At 63.3% G+C, this 23,434-nt stretch carries 24 protein-coding genes; 10 read left to right on the top strand and 14 right to left on the bottom strand.

Going from position 1 to position 23,434, the window contains the following annotated elements:
- Positions 1–63 precede the first annotated feature (63 nt).
- Both ACEN9T_RS25985 and ACEN9T_RS25980 read right to left on the bottom strand, forming a co-directional pair.
- Positions 64–834 carry an ABC transporter ATP-binding protein gene (locus ACEN9T_RS25985; protein WP_009239534.1) on the bottom strand — a complete coding sequence of 257 codons (771 nt, stop codon included), beginning with the start codon at positions 832–834 and terminating at the stop codon, positions 64–66.
- A 245-nt stretch (positions 835–1,079) separates the two neighbouring features.
- Entirely contained in the window at positions 1,080–2,714 is a 1,635-nt protein-coding gene (locus ACEN9T_RS25980; RefSeq protein ID WP_413707515.1) for a GMC family oxidoreductase, read from the bottom strand.
- 545 nt (positions 2,715–3,259) lie between these two features.
- Between ACEN9T_RS25980 and ACEN9T_RS25975 the strand changes: the two genes are divergently transcribed.
- Positions 3,260–3,835, top strand: coding sequence for a hypothetical protein (locus ACEN9T_RS25975; RefSeq protein ID WP_413707514.1), 576 nt, complete (start codon positions 3,260–3,262; stop codon positions 3,833–3,835).
- Positions 3,836–3,933: 98 nt separating this feature from the next.
- Here the strand turns inward: ACEN9T_RS25975 and ACEN9T_RS25970 are convergent, their stop codons facing one another.
- From ACEN9T_RS25970 to ACEN9T_RS25960, 3 genes are all read right to left on the bottom strand, one after another.
- Entirely contained in the window at positions 3,934–4,803 is an 870-nt protein-coding gene (locus ACEN9T_RS25970; RefSeq protein ID WP_413707513.1) for an alpha/beta hydrolase, read from the bottom strand.
- A gap of 75 nt (positions 4,804–4,878) precedes the next feature.
- Positions 4,879–5,337 (bottom strand): Cu(I)-responsive transcriptional regulator, encoded by a 459-nt coding sequence (cueR, locus tag ACEN9T_RS25965; protein ID WP_413707512.1) that lies wholly within the window; start codon positions 5,335–5,337, stop codon positions 4,879–4,881.
- On the bottom strand, positions 5,334–7,556 hold the full coding sequence (locus ACEN9T_RS25960) for a heavy metal translocating P-type ATPase (protein ID WP_413707511.1): 2,223 nt from the start codon (positions 7,554–7,556) through the stop codon (positions 5,334–5,336). Before ACEN9T_RS25960 ends, cueR begins: the two co-directional genes overlap by 4 nt.
- Before the next feature lie 147 nt (positions 7,557–7,703).
- On the opposite strand from ACEN9T_RS25960, the gene ACEN9T_RS25955 reads away from it, so the two are divergent.
- Positions 7,704–7,916 (top strand): heavy-metal-associated domain-containing protein, encoded by a 213-nt coding sequence (locus ACEN9T_RS25955; RefSeq protein WP_413707510.1) that lies wholly within the window; start codon positions 7,704–7,706, stop codon positions 7,914–7,916.
- A 65-nt stretch (positions 7,917–7,981) separates the two neighbouring features.
- On the opposite strand, the gene ACEN9T_RS25950 is transcribed toward ACEN9T_RS25955, so the two are convergent.
- The 4 genes from ACEN9T_RS25950 to ACEN9T_RS25935 form a co-directional block, all read right to left on the bottom strand.
- On the bottom strand, positions 7,982–8,710 hold the full coding sequence (locus ACEN9T_RS25950; RefSeq protein ID WP_260780526.1) for an OmpW/AlkL family protein: 729 nt from the start codon (positions 8,708–8,710) through the stop codon (positions 7,982–7,984).
- A 205-nt stretch (positions 8,711–8,915) separates the two neighbouring features.
- On the bottom strand, positions 8,916–9,917 hold the full coding sequence (locus ACEN9T_RS25945) for a delta(1)-pyrroline-2-carboxylate reductase family protein (protein WP_413707509.1): 1,002 nt from the start codon (positions 9,915–9,917) through the stop codon (positions 8,916–8,918).
- Positions 9,918–9,952: 35 nt separating this feature from the next.
- Positions 9,953–10,717, bottom strand: a complete 765-nt coding sequence (locus ACEN9T_RS25940; protein ID WP_092976176.1) for a lysoplasmalogenase — start codon at positions 10,715–10,717, stop codon at positions 9,953–9,955.
- Positions 10,718–10,809: 92 nt separating this feature from the next.
- The gene (locus tag ACEN9T_RS25935; protein ID WP_092976173.1) at positions 10,810–11,286 is read right to left on the bottom strand and encodes an Lrp/AsnC family transcriptional regulator; all 477 of its coding nucleotides are present in this window, start codon (positions 11,284–11,286) and stop codon (positions 10,810–10,812) included.
- A 138-nt stretch (positions 11,287–11,424) separates the two neighbouring features.
- Between ACEN9T_RS25935 and phhA the strand changes: the two genes are divergently transcribed.
- Complete coding sequence (gene phhA / locus ACEN9T_RS25930; protein ID WP_413707508.1) at positions 11,425–12,369, top strand: phenylalanine 4-monooxygenase; 945 nt, start codon at positions 11,425–11,427, stop codon at positions 12,367–12,369.
- 61 nt (positions 12,370–12,430) lie between these two features.
- Positions 12,431–12,745 (top strand): 4a-hydroxytetrahydrobiopterin dehydratase, encoded by a 315-nt coding sequence (locus ACEN9T_RS25925; protein ID WP_092976167.1) that lies wholly within the window; start codon positions 12,431–12,433, stop codon positions 12,743–12,745.
- Between the two features lie 17 nt (positions 12,746–12,762).
- Here ACEN9T_RS25925 and ACEN9T_RS25920 read toward each other — a convergent pair whose 3' ends face one another.
- Positions 12,763–12,990, bottom strand: coding sequence for a DUF3717 domain-containing protein (locus ACEN9T_RS25920; RefSeq protein ID WP_045205351.1), 228 nt, complete (start codon positions 12,988–12,990; stop codon positions 12,763–12,765).
- Positions 12,991–13,065: 75 nt separating this feature from the next.
- Between ACEN9T_RS25920 and ACEN9T_RS25915 the strand changes: the two genes are divergently transcribed.
- Positions 13,066–13,776 carry a response regulator transcription factor gene (locus ACEN9T_RS25915; protein WP_413707507.1) on the top strand — a complete coding sequence of 237 codons (711 nt, stop codon included), beginning with the start codon at positions 13,066–13,068 and terminating at the stop codon, positions 13,774–13,776.
- 8 nt (positions 13,777–13,784) lie between these two features.
- Positions 13,785–15,461 (top strand): sensor histidine kinase, encoded by a 1,677-nt coding sequence (locus ACEN9T_RS25910; protein WP_413707506.1) that lies wholly within the window; start codon positions 13,785–13,787, stop codon positions 15,459–15,461.
- A 16-nt stretch (positions 15,462–15,477) separates the two neighbouring features.
- On the opposite strand, the gene ACEN9T_RS25905 is transcribed toward ACEN9T_RS25910, so the two are convergent.
- Complete coding sequence (locus ACEN9T_RS25905; protein ID WP_413707505.1) at positions 15,478–16,017, bottom strand: SET domain-containing protein; 540 nt, start codon at positions 16,015–16,017, stop codon at positions 15,478–15,480.
- Positions 16,018–16,650: 633 nt separating this feature from the next.
- Here ACEN9T_RS25905 and ACEN9T_RS25900 point away from each other — a divergent pair.
- The 4 genes from ACEN9T_RS25900 to ACEN9T_RS25885 all read left to right on the top strand — a co-directional run bounded on the left by ACEN9T_RS25900 (position 16,651) and on the right by ACEN9T_RS25885 (position 19,952).
- Entirely contained in the window at positions 16,651–16,929 is a 279-nt protein-coding gene (locus tag ACEN9T_RS25900) for an HU family DNA-binding protein (RefSeq protein ID WP_004628548.1), read from the top strand.
- Positions 16,930–17,073: 144 nt separating this feature from the next.
- On the top strand, positions 17,074–18,021 hold the full coding sequence (locus tag ACEN9T_RS25895) for a DUF2272 domain-containing protein (protein ID WP_413707504.1): 948 nt from the start codon (positions 17,074–17,076) through the stop codon (positions 18,019–18,021).
- Between the two features lie 112 nt (positions 18,022–18,133).
- On the top strand, positions 18,134–18,958 hold the full coding sequence (locus ACEN9T_RS25890) for a class II aldolase/adducin family protein (RefSeq protein WP_413707503.1): 825 nt from the start codon (positions 18,134–18,136) through the stop codon (positions 18,956–18,958).
- Positions 18,959–18,974: 16 nt separating this feature from the next.
- Positions 18,975–19,952 carry a 2-dehydropantoate 2-reductase gene (locus ACEN9T_RS25885; protein ID WP_413707502.1) on the top strand — a complete coding sequence of 326 codons (978 nt, stop codon included), beginning with the start codon at positions 18,975–18,977 and terminating at the stop codon, positions 19,950–19,952.
- Between the two features lie 34 nt (positions 19,953–19,986).
- Here ACEN9T_RS25885 and ACEN9T_RS25880 read toward each other — a convergent pair whose 3' ends face one another.
- From ACEN9T_RS25880 to ACEN9T_RS25870, 3 genes are all read right to left on the bottom strand, one after another.
- On the bottom strand, positions 19,987–20,970 hold the full coding sequence (locus tag ACEN9T_RS25880; protein ID WP_413707501.1) for a fimbrial protein: 984 nt from the start codon (positions 20,968–20,970) through the stop codon (positions 19,987–19,989).
- A gap of 339 nt (positions 20,971–21,309) precedes the next feature.
- Positions 21,310–22,314: a fimbrial protein gene (locus tag ACEN9T_RS25875; protein ID WP_413707500.1), complete on the bottom strand. Its 1,005-nt coding sequence runs from the start codon at positions 22,312–22,314 to the stop codon at positions 21,310–21,312.
- A gap of 307 nt (positions 22,315–22,621) precedes the next feature.
- The gene (locus tag ACEN9T_RS25870; RefSeq protein WP_413707499.1) at positions 22,622–23,425 is read right to left on the bottom strand and encodes a tetratricopeptide repeat protein; all 804 of its coding nucleotides are present in this window, start codon (positions 23,423–23,425) and stop codon (positions 22,622–22,624) included.
- Positions 23,426–23,434 lie beyond the last annotated feature (9 nt).

The raw sequence follows: 23,434 nt of genomic DNA, 5'->3' as shown, positions 1-23,434 counted from the left end.
CGCTTACGTTTGATACGCGGCATGCAGCCGCGTCGCGTGATCGATTGGCGTCGATCAGTGGGCTCAATGGCCTTCCAGCGCCGCATCGGCGGTGCCCATATAGGCTTCCATCACCTGCGGGTTCTTCGAGACGTCTTCGTACGGGCCTTCGGCCAGGATCTGGCCGCGCTGCAGCACCGTGATCTTGTCGGCGATGGACGAGACCACGTTCATGTTGTGTTCGACCATCAGGATCGTGCGGCCCTGCGCGACGCGCTTGATCAGCTCCGTCACGCGGTCCACGTCTTCGTGGCCCATGCCCTGCGTGGGCTCGTCGAGCAGCATCAGCTCAGGCTCCATCGCCAGCGTGGTCGCAATCTCCAGCGCGCGCTTGCGGCCGTAGGGCAACTCCACCGTCACGGTGTGCGCAAACTCCGTCAGGCCTACCTGTTCGAGCAGCTCCATGGCGCGCGCATTCAGCGTGTTGAGCGATTGCTCGCTGCGCCAGAACGCATACGCCGTACCGAGCTGCCGCTGCAGCCCCACGCGAACGTTTTCCATCACCGTCAGATGCGGAAACACGGCGGAGATCTGAAACGAACGGATGACGCCACGGCGTGCGATCTGCGCCGGCTTTTCCGAGGTGATATCGACGCCGTTGAACAGAATCGTGCCGCGCGTGGGCACCAGGAATTTGGTCAGCAGGTTGAAACAGGTCGTCTTGCCGGCGCCGTTCGGGCCGATGAGCGCATGGATGGACCCACGCTGCACGCGCAGGTTGACGTCGGACACGGCGGTAAAGCCCTTGAAGCCCTTGGTCAGTCCGCGCGTTTCGAGAATGATGTCCTGCGCCATGATTCCCTCTTGTCTCCCGCCCTTTTTATGGTGCGGATGATTGTCAACGGCTGTTGCGTTGCAAAACATCGGGGTTTTTACCGAGACGATTACACCCCGCTTACGCCCCGGAAACCCGCACCGGTATTGGCTTTCCGCCTCACAGGAGGGAGTTACGTAGAGTTACCTATCGGGGCAATGCGGATTGCGTATTCATATGACACGGGCGGAGTGTCACGCCCGTGTCATCGGTATCGGAACCGGCGTCAGGCTGGCACGGCCTCGCCGCGGGCACGGGCCTTGCGCGCGGCACGGATCATCTCGCTCGCCTTCTCCGCAATCATGATCGTCGGCGAGTTGGTATTGCCCGAGGTAATCGTCGGCATGACGGACGCGTCGACCACCCGCAGCCCCTCGATGCCGCGCACGCGCAGTTGGGCGTCGACCACCGCGTTTGCATCATCGGCGCGCCCCATGCGGCATGTGCCGACCGGGTGGAAGATGGTCGTGCCGATCTCGCCGGCGGCGCGGGCAAGTTCCTCGTCGGTTTGGAACGCCGCGCCAGGCAGGTACTCCTCGGGCTTGTATTGCGCCAAGGCCGGCTGTGCAACGATGCGGCGCGTGAGGCGCAGCGAATCGGCCGCAACCTTGCGGTCTTCCTCTGTGGACAAGTAGTTCGGCGCGATGGTCGGCGCAGCAAACGGGTCGGCAGACGTGACATGCACCGTGCCGCGCGAGGTCGGCCGCAGGTTGCACACGCTCGCGGTAAACGCATTGAACGCGTGCAGCGGATCGCCAAACTTGTCGAGCGAAAGCGGCTGCACGTGGTACTCCACATCGGGCCGCGACACGTGCGGATTCGAGCGCGCAAACACGCCCAGCTGTGACGGCGCCATGCTCATCGGCCCGCTCTGGTTGAACGCGTATTGCATGCCGATGAGCGCCTTGCCCCACCAGTTGGAGGCACGCGTGTTGAGCGTGGGCACTCCGTTCACCTTCACCACACTGCGCAACTGCAGGTGGTCCTGCAGGTTTTCTCCCACACCCGGCAACGCCTGGCGCACCGGAATGCCGAGCGCCTGCAGACGCTCCGGCTGGCCAATGCCGGCCAGCTCCAGCAATTGCGGCGAGTTGATCGCGCCCGCCGACAGGATCACCTCTTCGCGCGCGGCCACGGTGTAGTCCTGCCCTGCGCCGCGATACGTCACGCCGGTGCAGCGCTTGCCGTCAAACGTCAGCGCCCGCACCTGCGCGCCCGTCACGATGGTCAGGTTCGGCCGCTGCGATGCCGGGCGCAGAAAACCCTTGGCCGTATTCCAGCGGATGCCGCGCTTCTGATTGACCTCGAAGTAGCCGACGCCGAAGTTGTCGCCGCGGTTGAAGTCGCTCGTGCGCGGGATGCCCGCCTGCACAGCCGCTTCGATGAAGGTCTCGAGCACCTGCCAGTGCAGGCGTTGCGGCTCGACGCGCCATTCGCCGTTTGCACCGTGCCACGCGTTCGCGCCGCCGTGATGGTTTTCACTGGCCTTGAACAGCGGCAGCACCGCATCCCACTTCCATGAATCATCACCGGTGGTGGCAGCCCAGCCGTCGTAGTCTTCGCGCTGGCCCCGCATGTAGATCATGCCGTTGATCGACGAGCAGCCCCCCAGCACGCGGCCGCGCGGATAGCCGAGCGAGCGACCGTTCAGCCCGGGCTCTTCGCGCGTGCGATACAGCCAATCGGTGCGTGGGTTGCCGATGCAATACAGATAGCCGACGGGGATGTGGATCCAGTGGTAATCGTCCTTGCCACCCGCTTCCAGCAGCAGCACGGAGACGTCGGGGTCACGAGTCAGCCGGTTGGCGAGGACGCAGCCTGCGGAGCCTGCACCGATGATGATGTAGTCGTAGGTTTCCATGTCTCCGTGCTTCTTTTCCTTGGTGTTATTGGTTTTTATTGTTGTGGTGCAACCCTCGTTTCATGTCCTGCCGAGCTAACTCACTTTCTATATCTTTGCCAAAAAACGTAAGCAAAGAAAAACGCCATCTTGCAGGGACGGCCACCTTGTTGGTTTGCTGAGGCTGCGGCTCCATCCCACCGGCGAAAAGCCATTGTGCACGGATTCGCCTCCCACCGTCTCGGTACAGCGTTGAGGCTGGTCACCAAAGGCGATGCGGGGCGCTTAAGCAGCCTTCGCTGGAATACGTCTCCGATGTCCCTGCACTTTTCCTCGTAGTCGCGAGATCTTGGCGGACGCAGCACTGCGCCTGCGGGACAACGTCACGGTGAGGCCCACGGCAGCTGGATGCGGCAGCCTTGCCATCCCGGATATAAGGTAATGCTCAGCGAAATTTCGCACGCCCGACTTGCACCCGCTTGCCCGTTTTCCTACGTTCCAGAAACGCATTCAAATAAAAGTCTAGCGCGAGTAATGAGCCAAACGCCCCGCAAAAGGAGGGAGACGTGAAGGCAAAAATCGTGGCCGCGGTTGCCGTGTGCTCAGTTGCCGCTGCTTGGTGGTCTTTCTCATCCCGAAGCGAGGGCGATGGTCAGAACCAGGTAACCGGCGCAACAACATCCAGCGCCCTTCAAGCCAACAAGAGTTCCGTACTGAACCCACAGGTTGGCACGGTCGAAAATCAAGCTGGCCGTCCCGGCGTGAAATCGAGGGATTTCGACGCTTCCATCGCCGGCATCGACGCCAATAAAAACGGCATACGCGACGACATCGAGCATTACATCGAGAAAACGTATCCGAATTCGGCACAACGGGCAGCGATGATGCAGTACGCAAAAGCCCAGCAGAACTTCATGCTGACAGCCACGACCCCAGAACGGGCTCAGCTCGCTGCACAGGAACTATGGCGCTCTTTCGCCTGCGCTCGCAGCGAGTTCGGCCCCCCATGGCTGGATGCCACCAAGGACGTTCACGCGATGTACCTCAATACCCGTGACCGGCTGCATGCTCAAGCGAGAGCCCAAGACAATCTAGCGGGGCAAATCGTCGAGTCGTATTCGGGAGACAAGCCATGCGACTAAGAGCAGTTGCGCTTACGTGCTCCGTTTCAAACGTGCGTCGCTTGGGCTAACGAAACCACACCGTCCGCACATGAAAGACGGATGGGGTTTCAAAAAGATCAAATCCGGCTATGGAGCCACTCCGTCATCTTCCCAAACACCTCACTACGCAGCGGCTCTGCTTCGTTGAAGATCTCGTGATAGCCCTTATCGAACCACGCCAAGGTCCGCAGATCCTCGGGCGCATTCGCATAGAAATCCCGGCTGCCGGAAGGATCGACAATCGAATCCGCGCCACCCGCCATCAGCAGCATCGGCGCTTCCAGGCGCGGCGCATCCTGCTGCGCCTGCGTGATCGCATTGAGCATGAACTCCAGCAATGATGCGCTGATTGTGCCCTGCACCAGCGGGTCTGCGCGATAGGCGGCGGCGATGCTCGGATCGTGCGAAAGCTTGGCCGGATCAACGGGATTGGGTACCGGCAACCGCGGCGCGATGGCGGAGAGAATCCCCCGCACGATGCCCGCCCCGGGCGGCAATTTCACGCGCAGCGCGGGCGATGACAGCAGCACGCCACGCACCGGGCGGATACGCGCGGTGGTGAAGCGCGCGACGATCAATCCGCCCATGCTGTGGCCGAGCACGAACGGCATCTCGTGCCATTGAGCGACTGCCGCGTCGATGATTTCTGCGAGATCGGTGAGGTAATTGTCTTGCGCGTCGAGCGCCATGCGTGGGCCGCCGCTCTTGCCGTGGCCGCGTAGGTCGAAGGCCCGTACGCGCAGGCCCAGGTCGGTGAGCACCTTGGCCACATGTAGATAGCGGCCGCTGTGTTCGGCCATGCCGTGAACGAGGATGACGGTGCCGCGCGGCTCGCCGGTATCGGGCGCGGGCAACCAGGTGCGGACCAGCAGTTCAGTGCCGTCCTTCATGCGCTGGCGGCTTTCCAGCGCTGGATGGGCGGTGACCTGAGCGGGGGCTTGCGTCATCGGCGTCTCCTCCTTGGGTTGCCAGATTGTGGCATAGACGCCGCCTGCCGCAATCTGCATCAGTAGAGCACCGCGTCAGTGACAGCAGGCGTCGGTGTCACCGCCTTCGCCACCTTCGCCGGCTACGCTCTGGAGGATCGGGCAATCGGGGCGGTTATCACCGTGGCACGCATTGGCTAGCGTCATGAGCGTGTCGCGCATGCTTTCCAGCTCGCTGATGCGCGCATCGAGATCCGCCACGTGGCGCAGGGTGACGGCCTTCACATCGGCGCTGGCGCGTTCGCGGTCGTTCCACAATGAAAGCAGCGTGCGAATCTCTTCGAGCGAGAAGCCCAGCGAGCGCGACCTGTGGATAAAGCGCAGCACATGCACCGCCCGGGCGTCGTACATGCGGTAGTTGCCTTCGGTGCGCGGGCTGGGCGGCAGCAGGCCAATGCTTTCGTAGTAGCGGATCATCTTGGCCGACACGCCGCTGGCCTTCGCGGCCTCGCCAATGTTGACGGGGCCTTTGTCGATGAGATCGGTACGCGTCATGCGTTGTCTCCGGTGGCGCGCCAGCGGCGCAGCATCAGTGCATTGGTGACCACGCTCACGCTGGAGAACGCCATTGCCGCCCCGGCAAAGGTGGGGTTCAGCAAGCCGAATGCCGCAAGCGGAATGCCCACCACGTTATAGACGAAGGCCCAGAACAGGTTCTGCCGAATCTTGGCGACGGTGCGGCGCGACAGGTCCAGCGCGTCGCTCACCAGACGCGGCTCACCACGCATGAGGGTGATGCCGGCGGCCTGCATTGCCACATCCGTGCCCGTGGCCATGGCGATGCCGACATCGGCCGCAGCCAGCGCCGGCGCATCGTTGATGCCATCGCCCACCATCGCCACCACATGGCCGCTCTGCTGCCACGCCGTCACGCGTGCGGCCTTGTCTTGCGGCAGCACTTGCGCGGCCACTTCGTCGATCCCCAGTGCCTGGGCCACGCTGCGTGCGGCGCCTGCGTTGTCGCCCGTCACGAGCGCGGTGCGCACGCCACGCGCCTGCAGGGCGGCCACGGCATCCCGGGCACCGGGCTTAAGGGCGTCGCCAAATGCAATCAGGCCACGCAGCTGCACGCTGCCCTCATCACGCTGCGCAAGCCACGAGACAGTATTGCCTTGTGCTTCCAGCGCATCGGCACGCGCTTGCAATGCACTGCGATCCAGCCCCAGTTCATCCATCCACCGCGCATTGCCGAGTTGCAGCGATGCGCCATTCACGATCCCGCGCGTGCCGCGTCCGGCCAACACTTCCGGCGATTGTGCGGGCGTGATTGCACGGCCCTGCTCTTTCACATATTCACGCGTGGCCTGCGCAAGCGGGTGCGTGTTCTCAGCCTGCAGCGCGGCAAGTTGGTCGAGCAACGTGTCGGCGTCAATGCCGGATGCCGCTTCCACTGCCATCACACGCGGCTGGCCGACGGTGAGCGTGCCCGTCTTGTCGAAGACGACGAAATCCACCTGCTGTGCGCGCTCCAGCGCCTGCGCATCGGCAATCAGAATGCCGCGCCGCGCGCCCGCACCCGTGCCGGCCATGATGGCGGACGGCGTGGCAAGACCCAGCGCACACGGGCAGGCGATCACCAGCACGGCCACGGCGTTGACGATGGCCGTCTCCCACCCTGCACCGGCGATCGTCCAACCGGCCAGCGTGAGCAGCGCTGCGACCAGCACCGCCGGCACGAAGATGGCGCTTACGCGGTCGACCAGTTGTTGGATCGGCGGCTTGGCGGCCTGGGCGTCTTCCACGAGGCGGATGATGCGCGAGAGCATGGTGTCTGCGCCGATGGCCGTGGTGCGCACAAGCAGCACGCCATCCGTGGCGATGGCACCGGCGGTCACGCGGTCGCCTTCGCGCTTGGGCACGGGCAGGCTTTCGCCGGTCAGCATGGATTCATCGACATGGCTCGCGCCTTCCAGCACCACGGCATCCACGGGGATGCGTTCACCGGCACGCACAGACACCACATCGCCCACGCGCACCTGCGCGACGGGGATATCGCGCAGCGTGCCTTCGGCGCCGCGCACGCGAGCGGTATCGGGGCGCAGCGCCTGCAGGGCACGGATGGCCTGCGCGGTCTGGCGCTTGGCACGCACTTCAAGCCACTTGCCAAGCCGCACGAGCGTAATGACCACGGCGGCGCTTTCGAAGTACAAGTGCGGCTCACGGTGCATCCCGTCCGCTCCCGCGCGCCACCACAGCCACAGCGACAGCCCATACGCCGCGGATGTGCCGAGCGCGACCAGCAGATCCATATTGCCGGCACCCGCACGCACCGCCTTCCAGCCCGCCTTGTAGAAGCGCGCGCCAATCACGAACTGCACCGGCGTCGCCAAGAGCCATTGCGCCCAGGCGGGCAACATCCAGTCACTGCCGAACCACCCCGCGATCATCGGCAATACGAGCGGCACGGAGAGTGCGGCGGCAATCCACACGGGGCCGGCACCTTCCCAGAAATCGGGTTGCACAGCAGAGGGAGCGGCGGTTTCCTCGGAAGCGACGCGCGCCTCATAACCGGCGCCCGTCACAGCGGCGATCAGTGCATCGCTGGCGGCGCCCCCCTGCACGCGAGCGCGCTCGGTTGCGAGATTCACGCTGGCGTCGGTCACGCCAGGCACGGCGCGCAAGGCACGTTCGACGCGACCTGCACAGGCGGCACACGTCATCCCGCTGATATCGAGATCGGTGGAGGTCACGTCGGCAAGGCTGGCGGCGGTCATGGAAGCGTCCGTTCTAAGGAAGATGGCATCAGCCTAGACCTTCCCATCTTGGCAAGGTCAAGCCCGCATTTTACGCTTGCGCTTCCAACGATAGGAAGGTTCATACTGCTCCCGTGATTCTCTCTTCCCTCTTTTCAGGAGCAAACCATGACGACGTCTTCCACGACCTTTTCCGTGAGTGGCATGAGCTGCGGCCATTGCGTGTCGGCCGTCACGCGTGCGGTGCAGCAGGTCGACGGCGGTGCCGATGTGCAGGTGAATCTGGACAAGCAGACCGTTGCTGTCACCAGCGGCGCCAGCACCGATGCGGTCAAGGCCGCCATTGAGCAAGCCGGCTACCCGGTCAAAGCCTTCGCCTAAATCTGCGCGGATAACAAAAAAGGCGTGCCGTTGTGGCACGCCTTTTTTGTTTGCGCGGAAACCGCTTAGAAACGGTAGCCGACGTTCAGGAAGGTCACGACCGGGTTGATCTTGATCTTCGCTTCGCTCTGGATGTGCACGCCGTTGATCAGCGTGGTGTCGATCTTGGCCGTGGTCTTCAGCGGCAAGTAGGACACCGACAAGCCAACGAACCAATCCTTGGTGATGGCGTAGGTTGCGCCCACGTTCAGCACCGGGTTCAGCGAGCTGTCGGTCGTCACACTGCTCGTGCTGCCCGGCGTGCCGCGGCCCAGGACTTGGTTCTGGAATGCGCTGTTGGTGATCTTCTCGTCGGAGAACCAGGTGTAGTTCAGGCCGGCGCCGACATACGGACGGAACTTGCTGTCCGCGCTGAAGAAGTACCACTTGGCCAGCACGGCCGGACTCCATTGCTTGGCGGAACCGATTTCGCCATAGCCGGAGAACGAGCCCGTGCCTTCAATCTTGTGGCGCGGCGGAATGCCGCCGACCAGTTCCACGGCAATGTTGTCGGTGAAGAAGTGCGTAAAGGCGAGACCGACGGTATCGGCTTCCTTGATCTTCGCACCGGTATTCGGCACCGATTGATTGATGGGTGCCCCGCCAACGCTGTTGATGAACAGCGGATCGCTGGAGCTGTTCGGCATCACGCGGAACCAGCCGAGGCTGACAACGTTGCTGCCGGCAGCTTGAGCGTGCGCGGCGGTGGCGAGGATCATCCCGGCGGCGGCCGCCAGTGCTTTTTTATAGGCCATCTCTGTATGTGCTCCTGTGTCAGACGCATCCGAGGCAAAACGCAGTTGTTACGTTTGCGGTGCGTTCTCAGTCTCCTCCCAGGCGGAAGGGATGGCCATTATCCCGTGTGATTGCCGTGGCTAGAACCCTTTTTCTAGAGGTTTCCTGTTACAAGCTGTGCGCTAAATCGGCCTGCAGCGGGCGTCTTCGGCACAGGCTCGGTTTTTAAACAGGCTTGGACTTGGATAGCGCAAGCACGCAGGCGGCCAAGTCCCAGAGGGCATTGCCGACGCTTTTGAAGACCACTGGCGACGCTGGCGCGGGCTGCGTGAGCGTGTCCGGCGGTGTATCGACGCACTGTTGTAACGGCCGCACACGCGACCACGGCACGCCGGCCTGCAGCAGGTCGCCGGCTTCGGCCTCCAGGTCAACCAGGGTGTCGGCGTACAGACGATCGACCGCAGCGGCATGCACGCACAAGCGCGGCGGCAGCTCGGCCATGTCGGGCCGGAACGCGCCAACGGCCGCGATGAAGTGATGCGCGCCCCACGCATAGCCAGCAGGGTGGCTCGGATCGCCCAGATCCGGAAGTACCGGTTGCGATGACGGCGTGGCGGTGATGACCAGCGGCGTCTGTGGGAGCACCGCACGGGCGGCATCTGCCACACCAGCCGCATCGCCACCCGCCAGCGCGGTGGCGTCCATGCCGAGCGCGCGAGCGTACCCCGCCAGCCCATCCGCGCTGGCAGCCGTGCGCGCGATGATCGTGACGCGTCGTGTGCCCAACCCGAAGCGGAAGGCTTCCAGATGCGCGCGTGCCTGGGCACCGGCACCGACCAGCAGCAAATCCCCGGCCGGCTCAGGCGCCAGCAAGCGCGCTGCCAGCAACGACACAGCCGCTGTGCGGTGTGCGGTGACGGTGGGGCCATCCAGCATGAGTTGGCGTTCGCCGGTTCGGGCGTCCATCACCACCACCTCGCCGTGAATGGCCGGCAAGCCCTGCGCAGGGTTGTGCGGGTGCACGGTGATCATCTTGGTGACGGCGATGTCGGCATTGGACGCCGGCATCAGCAGCAAACTGCCACCATCAGCCACCGGCATCACAAGCCGCGCGGGCGCCTGGGCACGGCCCGCGCGCGCATCGCGCAATACCTGAGCGATGGCATCGGCCAGCGCGGCATAGGGCAAGCGGGCCGCCGTGGTGGCAGCGTCGAGGGTCTGCAGCATCGGGCTCCCGCAGAGGAGGAAACGTCGGACGGACCTTATGCCGCGGCGCGGCGCGCGGGGGGCGTGCGGCGCGTAAGCAAGCCGGCGCTGATAAGGAGTTGGGCGGCGGCGTAGCTCCACCAGATCGCCAACTCGTGATCAGTAAACGGGAAGACGAACACGCTGATGCCAATCATGGCATCGGAAGCCGCAAAGGCGAGTGCGCCCCAAGCCGTCAGCGGCCCAGGCAGGCGCGCCAGCAATGCCGCGCACACCATCGCCGAGAGCACCACCATGTAGACGATCACGGGCCCTTTTAACTCGCGCAGACCCGGCCAGTACCACAGCAACATGCCGAGGGCCACGCCGATCATCAAGCCGACGCCAATCATGCGGATGGCCGACGACGCCCCGCGCAGCCCCACCAGCACCCGCAGGTAGCACACGTGCGCTAGCAGGAAACAGCCCAGCCCTGCCATGAAAGAGAACGCCAGCCACGGCAACGCTAGCCATAGATCGCCGAGTGCGGAGAACACCATCGCGCCGATCAGCCAGCGCCGCTCGCGCGGAATCTCGTGCAGCGAGGCGGCGCGCGCCAGCAGCAACGCCATCAGCATTTTCCACAGCGGCTGTGCAACGATGCGGCCCACGAGCGGGGTGCCGGGCGGTACCTCGACGGCCACCATGGTCAGCATGCCACCGTAGGTGACGCCTGCCACCGCAGCGGCCACCCACCACGCGCGAACCCGTGCCGGCATGCCGTAGCCGCCTGACAGATGCGCCGGCGCGTGCACCGGATGCGTGGTGTGTCCCTCAACCATTGTGGTCTCCCGCCCAGACAGGCGTTTCATATCAGCAAAGTGATGTCGGCTTGCAGCGTGACACGCCGCGCACCCTGGCGCAAGGCGCGAATCTACCCACCAAGGTGGGATAGCGGCAACGCGCCATCCCGCTTCAAGGCCGTTAGAACGATATTGGAACGCACGTTATCCACACCCGGCACACGCATCAACTTGCGCATGACGAATTCCGACAGCGCGGGCAGATCGGGCACCACCACACGCAGCATGTAATCGGCGTCGCCGGCCACGGAATAACATTCCTGCACTGCGTCGAGCAGGCTGATCTCTTCATGAAAGCGTTCGACGATGGCGTCGCCGTGGTGTGCAAGCTTGACGCTGGCAAACACCGTCACGCCCAAGCCCAGCCCCGTCGGCGAAAGCACCACCCGGTAGCCCTCGATCACGCCTTCCGATTCAAGCCGCGCCAAACGCCGCCCGACCTGGCTGGCCGACAGGTGAACCTGCTCCGAGAGCTGCTGATGCGTCGCACGCCCATCGCGCTGAAGGGCCTCCAGCAGGGCCAGATCGAAGGTATCGAGTGAAATCATGCACATCTCCCGCGTTGATAGGCTACATTCTGCATGATTTCCGCAAACAATGTGCAATGGGTGGCGGTTTTGCGGCCAACCCGCGTGGGCGCGCCCATACACTGGCCGCACTTTGATTGCACAAGATCGACATTACAAATGGACATCGCAACCACCGCCCCCGACGCAGCTCAAAACGCCGCCCCGGCCGGCTTCAACGGCACCCTGACCGACAAGCTGCGCGAGCAATTCGCAGAAGGCCTCGATGGCCAGACGCTACGCGCCGACTTCACCATGCAGCAGCCGGTGCGCCGCTACACCGCCGCCGATCATGCAACGTGGCGCACGCTGTACGACCGTCAGGAAGCGCTGCTGCCGGGCCGTGTGTGCGATGAATTCCTGCAAGGCCTGTCGACGCTGGGCATGAGCCGCGATGCCGTGCCGTCATTCGACCAGCTCAATGAAACGCTGATGCGCGCCACCGGCTGGCAGATCGTTGCCGTGCCGGGCCTGGTGCCCGACGAAGTGTTCTTCGATCACCTGGCTAACCGCCGTTTTCCCGCCAGCTGGTGGATGCGCCGCCCCGATCAGCTCGACTACCTGCAAGAGCCGGATTGCTTCCACGACATCTTCGGCCACGTGCCGCTCTTGATTAATCCGATCTTTGCCGACTACATGGAAGCCTACGGCAAGGGTGGCCTGAAAGCCGCACGCCTGGGTCAGCTCGACATGCTCGCGCGCCTGTACTGGTACACGGTGGAGTTCGGTCTGATCCGTACGCCGGCGGGCCTGCGCATCTACGGTGCGGGCATCGTGTCGAGCAAGAGTGAATCGGTGTACGCGCTGGATTCGGCCAGCCCGAACCGCATCGGCTTTGACGTGCGCCGCATCATGCGCACGCGCTACCGGATCGACACGTTCCAGAAGACCTACTTCACTATCGACAGCTTCGAGCAGTTGTTCGACGCCACGCGCCCCGACTTCACGCCGCTGTATGAAGAACTCGCCGCGCTGCCGACCATTGGCGCGGGTGATGTGGTGGATGGGGATCTGGTATTGAACGTGGGCAACCGCGAAGGTTGGGCGGACACTGCGGACATCTGACGGCAGATAGTCGAGCGCTGACTATACTGCGCGCATTCAAGACCGAACTTTGCACCCCATCATGATGCCGACCCTGAACGAAGACCAACGCAAGGCCCTTTTTGCCGAACTGCCCGGCTGGACGCTACAGAGTGAGCGCGACGCCATCCAGAAGACCTTCACCTTTGCCGACTTCAACGCTGCGTTCGGTTTCATGACGCGCGTGGCGATCAAGGCCGAGCAGATGAATCACCATCCGGAGTGGTTCAACGTGTGGAATCGCGTGGACATCACCTTGTCCACACATGACGCGAACGGGCTCACGCACCGTGATGCAGATCTCGCGCGCTTTATCGAGCAAGCCGCGAAAGGCACCAGCGCCACCGCCGCAAAGTAACGACGCAATGCTAGCGCTCAGCCCTGTGAGGCTGCGCGCCACGCCTCATATGCCGCCCGCGCCTTGTCGCCCAATTGCTCAGGGGCGATGCGGGTGGCGCCTTGTACAATCATCAGCGCATACGGCTTGGCCAGCGCCGACGCCTCGGCACACAGCCGCAGTTCCTCGCCTTCGGCGGGTGAACGGGCGCGCCAGAAATTAATGGCGGCCTCCAGATCGGTAATGGTGAGCAGGGCATCGGTCATCCGCGCATTGTAGCGCTGCCAAATCACGCCGATCGCCCCTTTTGCCTTTTCCGCCCCGCACTCTGGATCGAGTCAATGCGCATCCTGCTGATTGAAGACGACCGTGCCATCGCCAGCGGCATCCATGCCGGGCTCACGCAAGCCGGGCATCGCGTGCACGTCGTGCACGACGGTGTCTTCGCCACTGAACAGCTCACTCGGCAGACCCACGATCTGGTGATCCTCGATCTTGGGCTACCCGGTATCGACGGCATGACGCTGCTATCTCAGTTTCGGGCGCGCGATCGCGTGACGCCCGTGCTGATCCTGACGGCACGCGACGGCCTGCTCGACAAAGTGAACGGCCTGAACGCCGGTGCGGACGATTACTTGCTCAAGCCGTTCGAGATGCTCGAACTGGTGGCCCGCGTGGGCGCATTGCTGCGCCGTCGCAACGATTCGACCGAACCCGCCGCACGCCCTGACGTCCTTGTCGGACGACTTCGCATGAGCGGCGTGGAACGGCGCATCTTTGTCGACGCCGCACCGCTGGAACTGTCGCCGCGCGAATTTGCCGTGCTTGAGTTGCTGATGCTGCGCCAGGGCCGGGTGGTTAGTAAGGTGCAGTTGCAGGACCACCTTGCCAGCTTCGGGCACGCCATCGGCGAGGCCAGTCACGATGTGGTGGGCGATACGGCCATCGAAGTCTACGTGCACCGCGTACGCCGCAAGATCGAGCATTCCGAGGCGGAGATCGTCACGGTGCGCGGCTTCGGTTACCTCTTGCAGGCACGCGCCCCGGCGTAGTCCGGCCCATGTTCAAGCGCCACCGTCCTACCTCGTCGTCGGCTTCATCAGCTCCGGCCAAGGGTGCTGGCAACGGCGCCATCAGCCTGCGCCTGCATCTGCTGCGTGCGCTGGCGACACCGCTGTTTGGTTTGATCGTGGGTACCGGCGCGCTGTCGTATTGGCTGGCGGCGCACTACACCGCTCAGGTGTTCGATCGCGCATTGGTGGGCGTGGCCAACACGCTGGCCGAACAGTTGCGCATCGCTGGTCCGCACGTGCCGGCGGCCAAGCTCTACGACATCGCCCTCACCGCGCAGACGCTCGTACAGAACAGCGGCGAAGACCGCATCTACTGGCGCATTTCCGGCCCCACGGGAACGCTCGTCGGACGCGACACGCCGCTGGGCTACGGCTCGGGCCAGGTCCGCATTGGCGATGCACGCGTTTTCTATAGCTGGATCGACGGCAAACAGGTGCGCGCCGTGCATCTGCTCGTTCCGGGCGTGAGTGCAGAGGTGCCCAAGCCGCGCTCGCCGCGCCAGCCGGTGCCGCCTGAACCTGAAGATGACGTTACACGCCCCGCGCTCGCACCCACGCAGGCGCAGACGGCACCGGCATTCAACCCATCCAATCCGCCCGACACCATGAAGGCGGAAGACGGCATCGTCGTGGAAGTGGCGGAGCTGCTGGACCACCGCGATACGGCGGCCAAGGAAGTGCTGCTATCGGTGTCGATTCCGTTGATCGTGCTGCTGGCAATCGGCGGCCTGATTCTCTCGCTCGTGCTCAAGGAAGAGCTGCAGCCGTTGCAGACGCTGGCCGACACGCTTAACAAGCAGAGCGCACGATCGGTGACGCCGCTGCCGGCGGAATCAGCAGAGCGCGTGCCCGCCGAACTGCAACCGCTCATCAACGCGATGAACGCGCTGCTTGCCCGGCTGCGCGACGCGCTTGAAGCGCAGCGCACCTTCATCGCAGACGCTGCACATCAACTGCGCACGCCGCTCACCGCGTTGAAGCTGCACGCCGATCGCGCTGTCGATGCCAAGACATTGGACGAGGCCCGCCCTGCACTGCTGGAGCTGCAATCGGGTGCCAACCGCGCCGTGCGTCTGTCCAACCAGTTGTTGACGCTGGCGCGTGCCGAGCCAGGCATGACGCTCGATCAATTGGGCCCACCGATGCAGGTCGATCTCGTCGCGCTGGCGTTCGACACCGGCGCCGAGTGGGTACCGCGCGCGCTGGCACGTGGGCTGGATCTCGGCTTCGAGGCCTGGCCGCAGGAAGCAGCATCGCCGGGTTCGTTGCAGGCGCCGGTGCTGGCCAACGTGGTGCTGCTGCGCGAGGCCATCAGCAACCTGCTCGACAACGCCATCAAATACGTGCCGGCCGGCGGACGCGTGACCTTGCGTGCCGGCATGGAGGCCGACGCGGCATCCCAGTGGTGGGGTGTGGTGAGCGTGGAAGACAATGGCCCCGGCATTCCGCCCGAGCGGCGCGGTGAAGTGTTCCAGCGCTTCTTCCGCGGAGATGCGGACCACCGCCCCGGACAGCCGCAGGGCAGCGGCCTGGGCCTGGCCATCGTGCACGACATCGTGCGTTTGCACGGCGGCACCGTCGCCATTGACGATGCGACTGCGCGCGATGGCAGCCGCGTGATGCGCTTCGTGTTGCGCCTGCCGCTGGCAAGCGATTCCGTCTGAACGACGGACCTTCTGCTTACTTCTTCTTACGCTTCTCGGGCGGCGCCAGCATGGTGCCGCGGCACTTCTTCGCGCCGCAGCGGCACGCAAACTGTTCCTTCAGAGCCTTGGTCTGGCGGCCTTCGATGACGAGGCCGTAGTCGTAGAACAGTTCTTCGCCAGGTTCGATGTCGCGCAGCGCGTGAATGAACACGCGGCCATCTCTCTCTCGCGCCTCGCAGTTCGGCTTGCAGGCGTGGTTGATCCAGCGCGCGCGGTTGCCGCCGTACTTGGCGTCAATCACGCTGCCATCTTCCAGGCTGAAGTAGAACGTGTGGTTCGGGTCGGTCGGGTCATGCGGATGGCGGCGCAGTGCCTCCTTCCACGTGATGTGCTCGCCCTTGTATTCGATGATCTTCTTGCCGCGTGCGATGGCGACCACGGCATACACGCCGCGTCCGTGCACGCCCGATTCGCGCACCTCGATGCGATCGCGGCGGCGCAGTTTGGCCGGAGCTTCCGGCGTGGGCGAGGACTCAGCCAGAGCCGGCGTGGCATCAGGGGACGTGCGTGTCATGGAGAAATGGCGCAGTAAAGCGAAACAAGAACGTCGATCAACGAAGCCGTGAGCCTACACCAAAAGCATGGCATCTCGACACGTGCCGCAACCCCATGCCGCCCGGTCAATGTGGATAACCTGGCCCGCAGCTGTGGATAACTACCGGCAAAGGCTGTTGGCTGTCTGTGACTGCCCTGTCGACGGTGTGGGCACAAGTGACGGGGTTGCCAGGCCGGTGGTCGGAAAAAACAGCAAGCTATCCACCTGAGGACACACGCGGTACCCCCTGTTTTGCTTGCCACAAGTGTTTGAACATAAAGCGCTTTTTCCACTTATCCACAGAAACTATCCACCGTTATCTACTACTACTATCTGTATACATAAGAAAAAAGGTAAACCAACTGATCGACTTGCGTCGAACCTATCAGCGAGCAGACAGCCAACCGCAAATCAGAACATCGAGCGTTAGCATTGATGTGATTGGATCGCCTCGCACCGTAGAGCCGGTGCGGTTTTGCGGAACCCACATACCACGCGCCGTTACAAAGCTCACGTGCCGACGCTGTTCGCATGCCGGTATCATGTCGCCCTTGGAGCCATCCCCCGGAGGCTCTGTTGTGTGTTTTATCTACTCTTGAAGGGAGTCAAGCAATGACGAAAACCGAACTGATCGACGCCATCGCCAGCGGCGTAGACGGTCTGACCAAGGCCAAGGCCGAGCAGGCACTGAACGTGACGCTGCAAGCCATCATGGAATCCGTTGGCAAGGGCGATGCGGTCAGCCTCATCGGCTTTGGTACCTTCAGCCAAGGCGAGCGTGCCGAGCGTATGGCCCGCAACCCGCGCACCGGCGAAGAAATCAAGGTCGAAGCGGCCAAGACGGTCAAGTTCAAGGCCGGCCAGAAGTTCAAGGACGCTGTCAACGCCTAAGGCAATGACAACCCTCGGCGTGACCAGCCCGTCTGGTTAGCGCCAACGACGTGGCATGCCATTGCATGCGTGAATCGACCGCAGCATCGGCGTACCACGTCGGAAGGCCTGTCTCCCCGTCAGGCCATCCCTTCTCCCTCTTCCATGTCCCGCCCTTTCCTGCGCAATTCGCTCGCTCTGCGCATTGCCCTGCCGATCATCCTGATCGCACCGGTCCTCTGGTTTGCCGGTTGCGCCACGCCGCCTGCGCGCCCGCAAGCTGAACCGCTGCCCGACAACGAAGTCGTGCAAACGCGCCCAGGGGCGACCCCGCGTGAAAAGATGATCGAGATTGCCCTGGCCGAATGGGATCGGTGGGGGCGCCAGGTTGTGCGTGTGGGGCGTGACGATACGTATTGCGTGGCAGGCGGTGGGTTTCCCGACCAACCGCAGGGCCGCTGGCTGACACCCGACGACCCGACACCCGCCCCGTCCGATGAAGAAAGCGGCACCGACATGCCGTTGCCCAAGTCGGTTGCTACGCCTGCAGTACCGCCCCCAGCGCCCTGCCTGCGCTATCCGGACGGCACGGGCGGTGAAGCTACCGGACGCGGTTGCATGCTGGCCAAGCGCTACTGGGGCATCGTCGGCAAGACACCAACCTGCCAGCAGCTGACCACCGGCGGCTGGGCGTGGTCTGCGGTGTTCATCTCATGGATCATGCGCAAGGCCGGCTTGCAGAACGATCAATTCCTGACGGGCGCCACGCATGCGGAATACGTGACCGACGCGCGCGATCATCTGCTCAAGCACCCCGCCTTCGTGCTCGAACGCACGCCGGCCGTGCCGCGCCCGGGCGACCTCATCTGTACCGCACGCGGCGCCGATCGCTTTATGACGGATCCGGCAGAGATCCAGGCCGGCAGAACGCCCATGCACTGCGATCTCGTCGTCGAGGTGGACCCGGTGCGCCATGAGGTGAAATCAATTGGCGGTAACGTGCAGCAATCCGCATCGATGAGCATCACCGAGTTGAACGACGCCAATCAACTCGATCCGTACACCAATTCGGTCATGCAGTGGCTGGTGATCCTGCGCAACCAGTTGCCCTAGCAGACAGCGGATGTAACCAAGTTTGACGTTCGGCGCGAATTCATTAACATGTGAATAAATTTAGCGCCGGCAACCCGACCGGCGCATGGCCCCTGCGATCAGGAGACAGGTCATGACGGTGCTTTCGCTTTCGCTCGATCCCGGTTCGAACATCCAGGCCCATCGCCCGGTTTGGTGCGGCCCACGCGAATGGGCCGCGCGCGTGAAGCTGGCGGCGTGCTATCGCATCTTTGCGCAGCTGGGCTGGACCGAACTCATCTACAACCACATCACGCTGCGCCTGCAGCCGGAAGACGGTGCGGATGACGATGAAGGTCCGTACTTTCTGATCAATCCGTTTGGCCTGACCTATGCCGAGGTTTGCGCGTCGAACCTCGTGAAGATCGACCTGCAGGGCAATGTGCAGCGTGCGACGGGTCAGCCGGACTGGCCGGTCAATCCGGCTGGCTTCACCGTGCATGCTGCCATTCATGCGGGCATCCCGGGGGCGCACTGCGTGATGCACACGCACACGACCGCCGGCATGGCGGTGGCGTGTGCGCGCGATGGCTTGTCGATCAGCAATTTCTACGCGGCGCAACTGCACGGCAAGGTCGCGTATCACGACTTCGAGGGCATTACCGTGCATGCCGACGAAGGACCGCGCCTGGTGAAGAACATCGGCGACAAGCCGGCCGTCATCCTGCGCAACCACGGGCTGCTGGCGTGGGGTGATTCGATTGCGCGGGCGTTTGCGGTGCTGTGGCTGCTGAACCGCGCATGCGAGATCCAGCTGGCATCGACGTCGATGGGCCCGGTGCTGGAAATTCCCGATGCAGTGGCGCGCAACTGCACGCGCGATTCGCTGCAGTTCAATCCCAATTTCGGTGCGGGTGAGGACGTGTTCGCGGCGCTCACGCGCACCATCGACCGCATCGACTCTTCCTACCGTTCCTGATTCTCTTTTCGACGATATGACACGCATCTGCATCGTGGGCGCCGGCGCGGTCGGCGGCTATCTTGGCGCGAAGCTCGCACTGGCAGATCAACCGGTCAACGTGCTGGCACGTGGGGCCACGCTTCAGGCGTTGCGCGCAGAAGGCCTGCGCCTGAGCGAAGAGGATGCAACGCATGTAGCCCAGGTGAACGCAAGCAACGACGCGCATGCGCTGGGTGTGCAGGATGTCGTGATCGTCGCCGTGAAAGCCCCCGCCATGGAAAGCGTGGCGCAAAGCATCGCCCCGCTCATCGGCCCTCAGACCTGCGTGGTGGTGGCAATGAATGGCGTGCCCTGGTGGTTCTTTGATCGGCCGGGCCCGCTGCAAGGACTGCGCCTGCAGTCGGTTGACCCGCACGGCCAGATTGCCGAGGCCATTCCGACTCGCAACGTGCTCGGCTGCGTGGTGCATCTGACGTGTTCGACGTCTGCGCCAGGGCACGTGCGCCATGGTTTCGGCAAGCGATTGATTCTCGGCGAACCGGCTGGCGGCACATCGCCTCGCCTGGATGCCGTTGGAGCGCTCCTTGAACGCGCCGGTCTGCAGATCGAGCGCAGTGAAGCCATCCAGCGCGACATCTGGTTCAAGCTGTGGGGCAACATGACCATGAACCCGGTGTCGGTGCTGACGGGTGCAACGTGCGACCGCATCCTCGATGATCCGCAGGTCAGTGCGTTCTGCCTGGCCATCATGGAAGAAGCGAAGGCCATCGGCGCGCGCATCGGCTGCCCGATCGCGCAGAGCGGTGAAGAACGCAGCGCGGTGACGCGCCAGCTCGGCGCGTTCAAGACATCGATGCTGCAGGACGCCGAGGCCGGGCGTGGACCGCTGGAGATCGACGCGCTGGTGGCGTCGGTGCGGGAGATCGGTCAGCACGTGGGCGTGCCGACACCGTATATCGATGCCCTGCTGGGTCTGGTGCGATTGCACGCGCAGACCCGCAGGTTGTACTGAGCATGCGAGGTGCGTTTGTGCTTGCCCCTTGCGTCTATTGGTAGGTCACCGTGAATGTAGCGGCGGCGTTTGCCACGCCAGGGGTCACGCTCGCATCGGTCTGCAAGTAACGCGCCTTCAGCGGGATGGCGTAGTTGCCATCGGCGGTGGTGGTCTGCCACTTGACGCGAGAGCTTAGCGGGAGCGGTTGATCGTTGTAGAGCAACTGCAAGGCCACGCCCTTTGCAGCGGACGTGTCTGCGGAGAGGTTCAAGAGACCGCGCGAGGGGTCTTTTGCGCTGCCATCAATCTGGAAGTTGATAGCAACTCCTTTTTGGCACAGCACCGGAATACTGAAGGCCCGCGTGTTCTTGTCGGTGGGCCACGTGCCGGGGCCGTTGAATGCGCGCGCATTCACGGTTCCCATATCGACCGAGATCGCTTTGCTGCCGAGTGTGCACGATACCGTGTTGACCGCGAACGTCCCGATGTTGATGCGTGATTCGGGCGAGAACCACGTAGTCTTGTTGTTCTTCAGAATGAACGAAGCCACGTTGAGCGACACCACCTGGCCGGTTCCTGTCACCTCGGCCGTCTTGTAGAAGGTGACGAAGGCCTTGGCATACATCGGCTGGACCGACCACATCCCGTTGATAGAGCACATCAGCTCGTTGTTCGGGTTCTCGGTGTCCGTTCCCGTGACCCAATAGATTTTTGTCGCGCAGTTCGGATATTGGGCGGCCACCGCGTAGCCGATGCCCGCAACATTCGTGCTGTAGACGCGCCGGCCATTGAAGGTTCCGGCGTATGTGCCATAACCCTTAATCCCGAAGTCTTGCCACGTGAGGGAAGGACTGGTATTCACGCATCGATAAGCCGGCACGAGTTCGGTAGAGATGGCGGTACCGATCTCCGAGCCAACGGGTAAATCGCGCTGGACGACCAGATTTGGAGGCTGGATGGTGGTGAGGCTTGTAACGACCTGACACTGGTAGGCGAATGCGCCTTTCACGCTGGCGAATATCAGGCCGATGGCCACCCTCATCAAAACTGCGCGCATCTAGTTCTCCGCTGAAAAAAATGCACGGAGCAGACCCGCGTGCCGGCAAGGTACATCGACTTCCTGCAAAGAAAAAGAGGCTCATGCTGCCGATCTGGCATGACGCGGTGTGGATGCAAGGAGGTCGGTGAACTGGTCGGAGCACTGTCCGTGGCCTACGTTGCATAGGCCAAGCGATTGTTCCATGTGCACGCAGGGATGCAGAATCGGAACGCTCCTATATTCCCAAGGCATCAGGCTTGGCCTGGCCGCCGACAAACCACGCCTGCGAGCGTTATAACGGCCAGGAGAGTGCTGGAGGGCTGATTCTATGCGCGATTATTGGTAGGTCAACTTGAACGTGGCATTCGCGTTCGCCACGCCAGGGGTCACGCTCGCATCGGTCTGCAGGTAACGCGCCTTCAGCGGAATGGCGTAGTTGCCATCGGCGGTGGTGGTCTGCCACTTGACGCGAGAGCTTAGCGGGAGCGGTTGATCGTCGTAGAGCAACTGCAAGGCCACGCCTTTTGCAGCGGAGGTGTCTGCGGAGAGGTTCAACAGACCGCGCGAGGGGTCTTTTGCGTTGCCATCAATCTGGAAGTTGATAGCAACTCCTTTTTGGCACAGCACCGGAATACTGAAGGCCCGCGTGTTCTTGTCGGTGGGCCACGTGCCGGGGCCGTTGAATGCGCGCGCATTCACGGTTCCCATATCGACCACGATCGACTTGTTACCAAGCGTGCAAGACACCGTATTAACCGCGAACGAGCCAATGTTGATGCGTGCTTCGGGACTGTGCCAGCTGATCTTGTTGCTTTTGAGAATGAACGAGCCCACGTTGAGCGATACCACCTGGCCGGTTCCCGTCACCTCGGCCGTCTTGTAGAAGGTGACGAAGGCCTTGGCATACATCGGCTGGACCGACCACATCCCGTTGATAGAGCACATCAGCTCGTTGTTCGGGTTCTCGGTGTCCCTTCCCGTGACCCAATAGATTTTTGTCGCGCAGTTCGGATATTGGCCGGCCACCGCGTAGCCGATGCCCGCAACATTCGTGCTGTAGACGCGCCGGCCATTGAAGGTTCCGGCATATGTGCCATAACCCTTAATCCCGAAGTCTTGCCAACTGAGAGTGGGGCTGGTGTTCACGCATCGATAAGCCGGCACGAGTTCGGTAGAGATGGCGGTACCGATTTCCGAGCCAACGGGTAAATCGCGCTGGACGACCAGGTTTGGAGGCTGGATGGTGGTGAGGCTTGTGTAGGTCTGACACTGGTAGGCGAATGCGCATTTCGCACTCGCCAACATCGCACCGACGGCTACCCTCGTGAAGACTGCGCGCATCTAGTTCTCCGCTGAAAGAAGTGCACGGAGCAGACCCGCGTGCCGGCAAGGCACATCAACTTCCTGCAAAGACAATTCCACGCCGCCGTTCTGGCATTGAATGGTGTGGATGCGGGGAGGTCGATTCCTGTCCGGAGCGCTGTCCGTGGCCTACGTTGCATAGGCCACGCAATTGTTTCAGCGGCACACCGCCGAACGAATAGGACGGCTCTTACTTTTTTTCTGGAGTGATGCGGCCAGCGCGGCGCCCCAGGTGTGAGTGCGGCGCGTGCGTGAGGACGGCCGGAGCGGACCGGCCGTCAGACGTTCAAGGTGCCAGCGCCGGGTGCTTCAACGCATGCGCCGTTTCGATCCACTGCTGGTGATACGCCGCATCGTCGCGCTTGAGACCCAGCTCGCCGTTCTGATACGCCATCGCCAAGGCTTGCACGGCCTCCGGCAATTCGTGCTCGGCGGCGTCCTGGTACAACGCCAGCGCGCGGGCCTCATCGAGCGGCACACCATCGCCTTCACGGTACGCGTTGGCCAGCATGAACATCGCAGCCGGAATCTCGTGCCGGGCAGCGCGATCGAACCAGTGAGCAGCCTGTGCGGTGTCGATGGCCGTGCCGTAGCCGCTGCGATACATCACGCCCAGGTAATACGCGGCCGCCGCGTCGCCCTTGTCAGCGGATTGACGCAGCAGACGCAGCGCGCGCGGATAGTCGCGCTCCACCCCGCCGGTGCCGAGCAGCAGCGCCTTTCCCAGCGACAACTGCGCACGCGCATCGCTCGATGCAGCGGTTTCGAGCCAGCGCATCCCTTCGTTTCGCAAGGTACCGTCGTGCGCACTGAGCAAGGCTTCGCCCAACGCGGATTGCGCCGGCACCAAACCGCTGCGTGCGCGCTGACGCAGTTGCTGCAGCGCCTCGGGCTCCATCGCCTGCACAACCATCGCGCGCCACGATTCCAGCTGCGTGGCATCCACGGCGGGTGCCTGGCGTGCGTGCGACAGCCAACCGCCGGCCGCCACGATGATCGCCAGCGCCGCGGCCACGGTCAGCATCGGCACCGACTGGCGCGGAGATTCCAAGGCTGGCGCACCAACCCATGCGGAACGAAGAGAAGGCATGGCGTGTTC

Origin of the sequence: Ralstonia sp. Ralssp110, from assembly GCF_047325135.1 — a bacterium.
Lineage (GTDB): Bacteria > Pseudomonadota > Gammaproteobacteria > Burkholderiales > Burkholderiaceae > Ralstonia > Ralstonia mojiangensis.
The sequence above is the reverse complement of the archived record's forward strand: the minus strand, read 5'-3'. Positions and strand labels throughout refer to the sequence as shown.

Bases quoted from the DNA above. Each gene is read 5' to 3' on its own strand.
- ACEN9T_RS25940 (WP_092976176.1), bottom strand. From the start codon at position 10,717: ATGGTTGAGGGACACACCACGCATCCGGTGCACGCGCCGGCGCATCTG.
- ACEN9T_RS25945 (WP_413707509.1), bottom strand. From the start codon at position 9,917: ATGCTGCAGACCCTCGACGCTGCCACCACGGCGGCCCGCTTGCCCTAT.
- ACEN9T_RS25885 (WP_413707502.1), top strand. From the start codon at position 18,975: ATGACACGCATCTGCATCGTGGGCGCCGGCGCGGTCGGCGGCTATCTT.
- ACEN9T_RS25985 (WP_009239534.1), bottom strand. From the start codon at position 834: ATGGCGCAGGACATCATTCTCGAAACGCGCGGACTGACCAAGGGCTTC.
- ACEN9T_RS25950 (WP_260780526.1), bottom strand. From the start codon at position 8,710: ATGGCCTATAAAAAAGCACTGGCGGCCGCCGCCGGGATGATCCTCGCC.
- ACEN9T_RS25870 (WP_413707499.1), bottom strand. From the start codon at position 23,425: ATGCCTTCTCTTCGTTCCGCATGGGTTGGTGCGCCAGCCTTGGAATCT.
- ACEN9T_RS25915 (WP_413707507.1), top strand. From the start codon at position 13,066: ATGCGCATCCTGCTGATTGAAGACGACCGTGCCATCGCCAGCGGCATC.
- ACEN9T_RS25970 (WP_413707513.1), bottom strand. From the start codon at position 4,803: ATGACGCAAGCCCCCGCTCAGGTCACCGCCCATCCAGCGCTGGAAAGC.
- ACEN9T_RS25895 (WP_413707504.1), top strand. From the start codon at position 17,074: ATGTCCCGCCCTTTCCTGCGCAATTCGCTCGCTCTGCGCATTGCCCTG.
- ACEN9T_RS25900 (WP_004628548.1), top strand. From the start codon at position 16,651: ATGACGAAAACCGAACTGATCGACGCCATCGCCAGCGGCGTAGACGGT.
- ACEN9T_RS25910 (WP_413707506.1), top strand. From the start codon at position 13,785: ATGTTCAAGCGCCACCGTCCTACCTCGTCGTCGGCTTCATCAGCTCCG.
- ACEN9T_RS25980 (WP_413707515.1), bottom strand. From the start codon at position 2,714: ATGGAAACCTACGACTACATCATCATCGGTGCAGGCTCCGCAGGCTGC.
- ACEN9T_RS25935 (WP_092976173.1), bottom strand. From the start codon at position 11,286: ATGATTTCACTCGATACCTTCGATCTGGCCCTGCTGGAGGCCCTTCAG.
- ACEN9T_RS25905 (WP_413707505.1), bottom strand. From the start codon at position 16,017: ATGACACGCACGTCCCCTGATGCCACGCCGGCTCTGGCTGAGTCCTCG.
- ACEN9T_RS25925 (WP_092976167.1), top strand. From the start codon at position 12,431: ATGATGCCGACCCTGAACGAAGACCAACGCAAGGCCCTTTTTGCCGAA.
- ACEN9T_RS25960 (WP_413707511.1), bottom strand. From the start codon at position 7,556: ATGACCGCCGCCAGCCTTGCCGACGTGACCTCCACCGATCTCGATATC.
- ACEN9T_RS25890 (WP_413707503.1), top strand. From the start codon at position 18,134: ATGACGGTGCTTTCGCTTTCGCTCGATCCCGGTTCGAACATCCAGGCC.
- phhA (WP_413707508.1), top strand. From the start codon at position 11,425: ATGGACATCGCAACCACCGCCCCCGACGCAGCTCAAAACGCCGCCCCG.
- ACEN9T_RS25955 (WP_413707510.1), top strand. From the start codon at position 7,704: ATGACGACGTCTTCCACGACCTTTTCCGTGAGTGGCATGAGCTGCGGC.
- ACEN9T_RS25920 (WP_045205351.1), bottom strand. From the start codon at position 12,990: ATGACCGATGCCCTGCTCACCATTACCGATCTGGAGGCCGCCATTAAT.
- cueR (WP_413707512.1), bottom strand. From the start codon at position 5,337: ATGACGCGTACCGATCTCATCGACAAAGGCCCCGTCAACATTGGCGAG.
- ACEN9T_RS25875 (WP_413707500.1), bottom strand. From the start codon at position 22,314: ATGCGCGCAGTCTTCACGAGGGTAGCCGTCGGTGCGATGTTGGCGAGT.